The following is a 7139-nucleotide window of genomic DNA, read 5'->3' on the forward strand; positions in this document are numbered from 1 at the left end:
CGGGTGACTTAGATAATATAACCTGCCATTCAAGTATTTTAACCGGGTCTAATTCGGACTGGTAATTTCGGTTGCCTAATGATTAAACCCTTCACTAGAATAGAAAGCCGATGGTAGAAAAAGACAAATTTATTGCTTTCAAGCGGGTTGCATTCCTTATAATCACACCTATTGAGATCGTTGTCTTAGACAACATGACCGTCTTAATCCAATAATTCCATAAACGAGAGATATTTTACCTTGAATTGGTCGATATAATTATTCAAATCGTCGGTGAAATGATGTGAACAAGCTTCTAGATCGATATCTCTGAATTACTTTTTGAATCGCCTGTATGTCATCTTCTTCAAAATTAGCCTGGAATAGCAGCCCCCGAACTCTTCTGCGTTCAATTTTAATGCTGGATGACAGTGCGCACTCAATTGCGCTGGGTACGGCAATCGGGATGTTTATCGCCTTAACCCCCACGGTGGGCATTCAAATGCTGATTGTGGTTTGTTTTGCATTTCTGACGCGTCCCTTATTTCGATTTAATCAATTTGCGTCGTTGATTACCGTTTATATCTCGAACCCGCTGACCATCGTTCCCATCTATTGGTTTGATTACAAAATTGGGACGTATTACGTTGGTGGATCGATGACTCAGGGTGATTTCGCCAAAATCCTCGAGTTTGAAGGCTTCAGCGGATGGTGGGAGACTGTTAAACAACTCCTGCTGGAAGTGGGGTCGCCTCTGATTATTGGCTCTTTAGTTGTCGCCACGTTTTTTTCTCTGGTAACCTATCCGATTATGCTCAGGTTGGTCATGCACTTTCAAAAGCTGACACCATCGATCCACCCGGTTGATTCTGAAACTTCGACTGTCATTCCTCATAAACCGGTCGACTCTGAGCAGAACACAAAATCTGCGCATCTTCATTCCAGTTAGGTGTTGAATTCAAGCTTAACTCTCTGATAATAATCAATCACTCTATTGCCTGTCAGATTTTGTCGAGACATAAAGGGGCATCCAATGTCGTCTCCCCAGCCCAAATATGACTGTTTATGTGCGGGTATCATCGTTGCTGACCATGTTTGTCAGGCCATTGATCATATGCCGAAACCGGGAGAACTGATTCTTACCGATGCGATGGATCTGACCATCGGTGGCTGTGCTTCGAACGTGGCTGCCGATCTGGCGAGGCTCGACCGGCAGGTTGCGATCGCGGGCATTGTGGGGCAGGATGTCTTTGGTCGTTATGTCGAAGAGAGTCTGATCGATTCGGGAGTGCACTGCGATTTTTTGATGAAATCAGACGAATTGCCCACCAGTGGTTCTTTTGTGATTAATGTCAAAGGAGAAGATCGGCGTTTTATTCATTCGGTCGCCGCGAATTCTTTGTTTACAGGTGAAACGGTCACGAAAGAACAGATCCAGTCCAGCCAGATTTTGTATCTGGGTGGATACTGCCTTTCCGAAGAGTTATCGCCTGAAAACGTGGAGACCATGTTTCGCATTGCCAAAGCGGCTGGTGTAACGACGGTTCTGGATGTGGTGACACCGCGTCCTGATGACTATTGGAAAATGCTCGAGCCGATTCTGCCCTTAAGTGATTACTTTCTGCCGAATAATGACGAAGGAGAATTAATCACGGGAGAATCTGATCCGATCGCGCAGGCGCGTGCGTTTAAAGCAGCGGGAGCGAATACCATCATTATTACCTGCGGCGGGGAAGGTAGTATTTTGATGGATGATGATCGTACGATACAATCTGAAGTATATCCTGTAAATCTGGTTGATGGCACTGGTAGCGGTGATGCGTTTGTCGCAGGTTTTATTCATGGTTTACGGGAAGGAGTCAGCCCGGAAGAATGCCTCAAATTTGGTTCCGCTCTGGGCCATAGTTGCGTGCGTGCCTCTGGTGCGACAACGGGTATTTTCACTCGCGATGAACTGAATGAGTTTGTCGAATCTCATGAATTGCTGATTAAAAGGATCTAATCAACGCCTGGATGATTCTTAATCTAAAAAAGGTTGAACCGCTTTTTTCCAGGTGAGATAGCCCTCGTGATTCAAATGCAGGCCATCGGACTTGAATAGTTCGGGCTTCGGTTTGCCATCGGTTCCCAGCATGGGTTTCCAGACATCGGCGTAATCCAATAATGCATTTTTTTCGCATTGTGCCTCGATTTTTTGATTTGCTTTGATCATGGTATCCGAGAGATTCCAGCGGCTGAGGCTGGGTTTAATTGCGATGAAGACAATACGTGTTTCCGGAAGCGTTTTATGGACGACTTTCACAAAGTTCTTAAAATCATTGGCTACTTCATCGGCTGTTCGTTTCCGTGAAATATCATTATCCCCTGCATATAAAAAGATCTGCCTGGGTTTGTGCTTCAAAATGATGCGCTCTGCAAAATGTGTGGAATCTACGATTTCCGAGCCACCAAAGCCACGATTGATTGTTGGTTGATTCGGGAAATATTTTTCCAAATCCCATAAGCGAATGCTGGAACTGCCGACAAACAGAACTCCTTTTTCCTTAATTCCCTGCTTCCGATCCTGCCGTTCGAACTGGGATATGGTTTTCTCCCATCGGGCAAAATCGTGTTTTTGTTTTTCCGCTGCCAGACTAGTAAATGAATAGAGACAGAACAAAATCAGGACTGGTAATAAATGAATGATATTCTTTTTCATGATGTTTCCTCGAAGTGAGAACTGAGTAAGACTTCTGAGTCACTATTCTATATAACTAAATTGACTCATGGTAAAAAATGGCTGTTTTAAGTCACTCTTTGGGAAATGGCATCCCAGGCAGATAAGGCATCCCGATTGGCAGCCACATCATGCAGCCGCAGGATATCAACCGATTGACAAGCCAAAGCCAGGGAAACGCCAATCGTACCTGCCAGGCGTTCTTCCACAGGACGATTGAGTAGTTTAGATAAAAAACGCTTGCGGGAATGCCCAATAAGCACGGGAAAACCCAAGTCTTTCAGATCTTGAATCTGGGATAGAATGTCTAGATTGTGCTCTGCCGTTTTTCCAAAACCGATGCCGGGATCAATCACAATCTGCTCGCGATCAACGCCGGAATCAAGTAATTTTTGAATTCGATCCTTAAACCAGACTTTCAGATCTGAAACGACATTCTGATATTCGGGATGGTCCTGCATGTTTTGCGGTGTTCCCTGAATGTGCATACAAATGACTCCCGCCTGAGTGGAAGCAGCGAGCGAAATCATATCAGGGTCAAATGTGAGCCCGGAAATATCATTGATGATGATCGCACCGGCGTGGAGCGCCTGCCGCGCCACCTCCGCTTTTGTGGTATCGACAGAAATGGGGATCTGTATTTGTGCTGATAAGGCTTTGATGACGGGAATGACTCTCTTCAATTCTTCTTCTACCGTAACTGGCTCTGCACCTGGACGGGTCGATTCTCCCCCGATATCGAGGATGTCAGCGCCATCCTCTTCTAACTGTAATCCTTTTTTTACGGCAGCAGCGAGATCAGAGGCTTCTCCTCCATCGGAAAAACTGTCGGGAGTCACGTTCAGAATTCCCATCAGTAGGGGTAACCGCTTTAAAGGAATGGATGAAGAACCACATTTCCAGAGGCGGTGATCTTCTGATGGTTTGATGGAAGAATTTGTAATTGGCAAAGTCACACAACGATCTAGAAGAAAATGGTTGTTTCGGAAAGTTTCACATCTACGAATCTGGTTTTACTCCGCGATCCCGACAGTTGCAAGGATATTGGTTGAAAGTACTTACTACTGAAAAATTATCCTGATTTTCTCTATGCGAACGGAACTCTGTTTACTTCCCGTGTTTCGAATTTCTGCTTCAAAGTGATGGCAGAATCATAATCCCTATACCTAATCATATGTGAAGTTGAGCATGATTTGAAAATCTCGCAAAAACCAACCCTCCTAATAACAGTTCAGGATATAGAGGATTTTTAGAGAAACTTGTTTTTTTGTATTCCCTTTACTTTGACAACGTAATTCGTTCTGGTATTGTAAACAACGTATTTGTCGTAACCGGCAAATCTTACCATACTAGAAAAACAGACCTGTTTTTCCCTAAGTACGTAGGCTTAGGGACATCGTTGAAAAATAGTTCCAAGTAACTTAATTTTCAGCGAAGTGGAACCACTTTATTTAAAGAATCTCAGGAGTACACCATGATTCAAAAAGCTGTCACACTCTCGATGATTGCTGCATTGACATTATTGTCTGCATCTTTCAGCTCATCCGACGCAGAAGCTGGTTTATTAAACCGCTGCTGCAAACCAGAACGCGTTAAGTGCTGCAAGCCAGTTCGTGAACGCTGCTGCAAGCCAGCTCGTACACGTTGCTGCAAGCCAGTTCGTGAACGCTGCTGCAAGCCAGCTCGTACACGTTGCTGCAAGCCAGTTCGTACACGTTGCTGCAAACCAGCTCCCGTATGCTGCAAACCAGCACCAACTTGCTGTGCACCAGCTCCTAAGTGCTGCACTGCCGCACCAAAGTGCTGTGCAGCATCACCTTGCTCAAGCTGCTCACCAGCACATCCTGCTGCTGCAGCTCCTAAGAAAAAGGCACAAAACGCACCAGCTCCTCCAAAGAAAGCTCCAGCACCAGCTCCTAAAAAAGCATAGTGTGGTCTTTCCGACAATAACACACTTCGCGTGTGTGATAGTCTAAGAGCTATGGTAAACTGAAATGGCCCCCATTGCCTTGTGCAATAGGGGCTTTTTTTGTTTTACGCCGGTAATATCAATTTTCGCAAGAGTTAGATCATTTGGATCTTCGTATTCTGGTGAGAGACTATGAAGTCCTTCACTATCGGGTGTTAAAATGATCCCTCAGGCCGACTTAGCATAGGGAAGATCCGATTCGGGACCTTCTTCAGCACCTATGCTATTGATTAACTTCTCCAGCTTCGGGAGCATTTTCTCTCCCTCGCGAGTCAGTTGATAGAATACTCCGGAGTCCCGCCCTGAAATCTGAAATTTCAGTAAATCGAAGGCTATGAGTTTGCCGTGAATACGAGGCAGGTGCTCTTTCACGACATCAGAGATATCATTCTGGCGGATAATCCAACCATCAAACTCTGGATTTTGGGATTTGGTTTGAAGTTGTAGCTGGCTGTAATGGCTCAGTACAAGGCACCATTCTGGATTTTCCATCATCTGTTCTAGTTCAAAGTCGATCATACTAAAAGCTATCGACGTTGCCCGAAAACCAGTCGCACGGAATTTTTTCTATCGACACGACCGACATAACAGGACTGCCATCTCACCTGTTCAGAGGAAAAATTCGAGAAAACAGCTCAAGAACCGGGGGCAAAATGCGCATCATCGAAGACGTCGCAATCCTTATTTCTGTTCAATCTTCTGCAGACTCCAAAATACATAGAACTCGTCATGAATTGGAGCACAAGAGTTTAGATGGGTTTTACATATTGGTTTTCGAATCTGAGACTTCACCTAAAGCTGCGTTCAGGGCATTTGTCATCTCAAGATCATGTAGATGATCCCGTGTATAAATTCGAAATATCAAAAAACTGACAGGCAATGCCCGAAATAATTCATCGTCATTGAGTTCCTGGGTCTGTTCGGTCCCCGGATCCAGTAGAAAATTTTGGCCGCCGGCAGGTAGTCTTCCACTGGGGCGATGATAATGCCTGGCGATATCAATTCTGAGCGAGATCTGTTTTAACGTGTCTGGCAATTTAGCACGCACGCGTTTTTCCATTAAATCTGGTTCAGAAAAGATTGACGTATGAACTGCGGATCCAGAATGAAAATTGATTGACCTTTCGCAGGCCATTTTCCATTCGACATTACGTGAAAGGATTTCCTGCCAGCGTTCTCCTAATTTCTGGACGTTCCGATCAGGACTTTTCTGAAACCTGCCGACATCTACCAGAAAAGAGGATTCTGTCAAACCTAGATAATCATCCAGTTTCTCTAGAGGATTTCCCTGAAAAAGATGTTGCATTGTTTCCGGAAAGATCTCTTCCAGAGCCAGATCGAGTGCACGAACGGTACGATGATAATAAATTGTGCGAAACAGATTCGCGCGGGTTTCAATAAAATTCACTAAAGTTGGTAAGCCCCGACCATGAATTGTAAGTCCCTCTGATGTAAAAAAACTGTAATGAATCAATCGGGAAACATCGACAGCCCGGATGTTATAACCTGACATATAAGCATCTCGTAGAACAAAATCCATATTGTCGACCGTATAAATCCCGCTGAACATGGCTCGTAATTTACAAAGCCAGTCCGGATTGCCCTGCTCACTTTCAGCATCGCCGGCGGGTCTGCGAATCAGCCAGCCTACCTGTTTGGGGTCCAGTTCTTCCAGCGCGTTCAGGCGACCGTTTGGATTTCTGCGAATTCCGCGAATCAAATCTCCCAGTTCATGCTCAATAATGTGAGCACCAATGTCTTCATGTGTCAGATCGTATTGATCCAGATAATGATCATCAAAAAAATGCCCAAACGGACCATGGCCAACGTCATGTAATAATGCGGCAAGCCTTACTAAACTCTCGACATATGGTAAGGAAGGGACGTTTCTACATGCCGTGTTCAGAGAATCATACCAGGCGTTAATGGCAACCGATGACAGATGCATTGCCCCAAGTACATGCTGAAACCGCATATGCTCTGCAGAAGGAAACACCCACCAGGCAGTCTGTAGCTGATGAATGTGTCTCAGTCTTTGCACCCAGGGATGATCTATGATTTCCTGTTCAGAGACTTCTCCTTCAGAAATCCCCGTTTTTGAAGTAAAGGGGATGTATCCATGAATCGGATCATGCGTCAAACTTTCGGAAATAAAATCGCGTACCATTTTCTCACTGTTTCAATTGCATTATAGTGCCAGTAGAGTCTGAACAGGTTTTCATAATTTCAAATCTTGTTACAGTTTAACTACTTATGACTTTATCTCATCTTCCAAGCCGACTTCATTATCAAACGCATCATCCAAAGAGATGCCGACTCTTGCGACGATTGGAGATCATTGCGATCATTATCGCGCTGATTTTCACTGTTATTCTACATGGCTTGCTGAAGATTACCACCATCGTGCATTGGGAATTAGGGGCCACCATCGTTCTCGCGATGGTCTATTTCACTCTCAGTCTGCTGATCCGCTAT

The 7139-nt window shown here is 44.8% G+C and carries 7 protein-coding genes; 2 read left to right on the forward strand and 5 right to left on the reverse strand.

Annotated elements, in window-relative coordinates:
* The first annotated feature begins 334 nt into the window (after nt 1-334).
* Nucleotides 335-928: a DUF2062 domain-containing protein gene (locus Q0668_RS08415; RefSeq protein ID WP_298862764.1), complete on the forward strand. Its 594-nt coding sequence runs from the start codon at nt 335-337 to the stop codon at nt 926-928.
* An 84-nt stretch (nt 929-1012) separates the two neighbouring features.
* Nucleotides 1013-1981, forward strand: a complete 969-nt coding sequence (locus Q0668_RS08420) for a carbohydrate kinase family protein (protein WP_298862803.1) — start codon at nt 1013-1015, stop codon at nt 1979-1981.
* A gap of 18 nt (nt 1982-1999) precedes the next feature.
* On the opposite strand, the gene Q0668_RS08425 is transcribed toward Q0668_RS08420, so the two are convergent.
* The 5 genes from Q0668_RS08425 to Q0668_RS08445 all read right to left on the reverse strand — a co-directional run bounded on the left by Q0668_RS08425 (nt 2000) and on the right by Q0668_RS08445 (nt 6831).
* A complete protein-coding gene (locus tag Q0668_RS08425; protein ID WP_298862808.1) occupies nt 2000-2677 on the reverse strand; it encodes an SGNH/GDSL hydrolase family protein in 678 nt (225 codons plus the stop codon).
* A gap of 86 nt (nt 2678-2763) precedes the next feature.
* Complete coding sequence (gene folP, locus Q0668_RS08430) at nt 2764-3651, reverse strand: dihydropteroate synthase (protein ID WP_298862811.1); 888 nt, start codon at nt 3649-3651, stop codon at nt 2764-2766.
* Nucleotides 3652-4174: 523 nt separating this feature from the next.
* Complete coding sequence (locus Q0668_RS08435; protein ID WP_298862814.1) at nt 4175-4642, reverse strand: hypothetical protein; 468 nt, start codon at nt 4640-4642, stop codon at nt 4175-4177.
* Between the two features lie 190 nt (nt 4643-4832).
* Nucleotides 4833-5183, reverse strand: a complete 351-nt coding sequence (locus Q0668_RS08440; RefSeq protein ID WP_298862817.1) for a hypothetical protein — start codon at nt 5181-5183, stop codon at nt 4833-4835.
* A 241-nt stretch (nt 5184-5424) separates the two neighbouring features.
* Entirely contained in the window at nt 5425-6831 is a 1407-nt protein-coding gene (locus Q0668_RS08445; RefSeq protein ID WP_298862821.1) for an HD domain-containing protein, read from the reverse strand.
* Between the last annotated feature and the right edge of the window lie 308 nt (nt 6832-7139).

Source organism: uncultured Gimesia sp. (genome assembly GCF_937910335.1).
Classification (GTDB): domain Bacteria; phylum Planctomycetota; class Planctomycetia; order Planctomycetales; family Planctomycetaceae; genus Gimesia.

What these genes read in the sequence shown, in the direction of transcription:
- Q0668_RS08440 (WP_298862817.1), bottom strand. Translation starts at nt 5,183, where the DNA reads ATGATCGACTTTGAACTAGAACAGATGATGGAAAATCCAGAATGGTGC.
- Q0668_RS08420 (WP_298862803.1), top strand. Translation starts at nt 1,013, where the DNA reads ATGTCGTCTCCCCAGCCCAAATATGACTGTTTATGTGCGGGTATCATC.
- Q0668_RS08415 (WP_298862764.1), top strand. Translation starts at nt 335, where the DNA reads ATGTCATCTTCTTCAAAATTAGCCTGGAATAGCAGCCCCCGAACTCTT.
- Q0668_RS08445 (WP_298862821.1), bottom strand. Translation starts at nt 6,831, where the DNA reads ATGGTACGCGATTTTATTTCCGAAAGTTTGACGCATGATCCGATTCAT.
- Q0668_RS08425 (WP_298862808.1), bottom strand. Translation starts at nt 2,677, where the DNA reads ATGAAAAAGAATATCATTCATTTATTACCAGTCCTGATTTTGTTCTGT.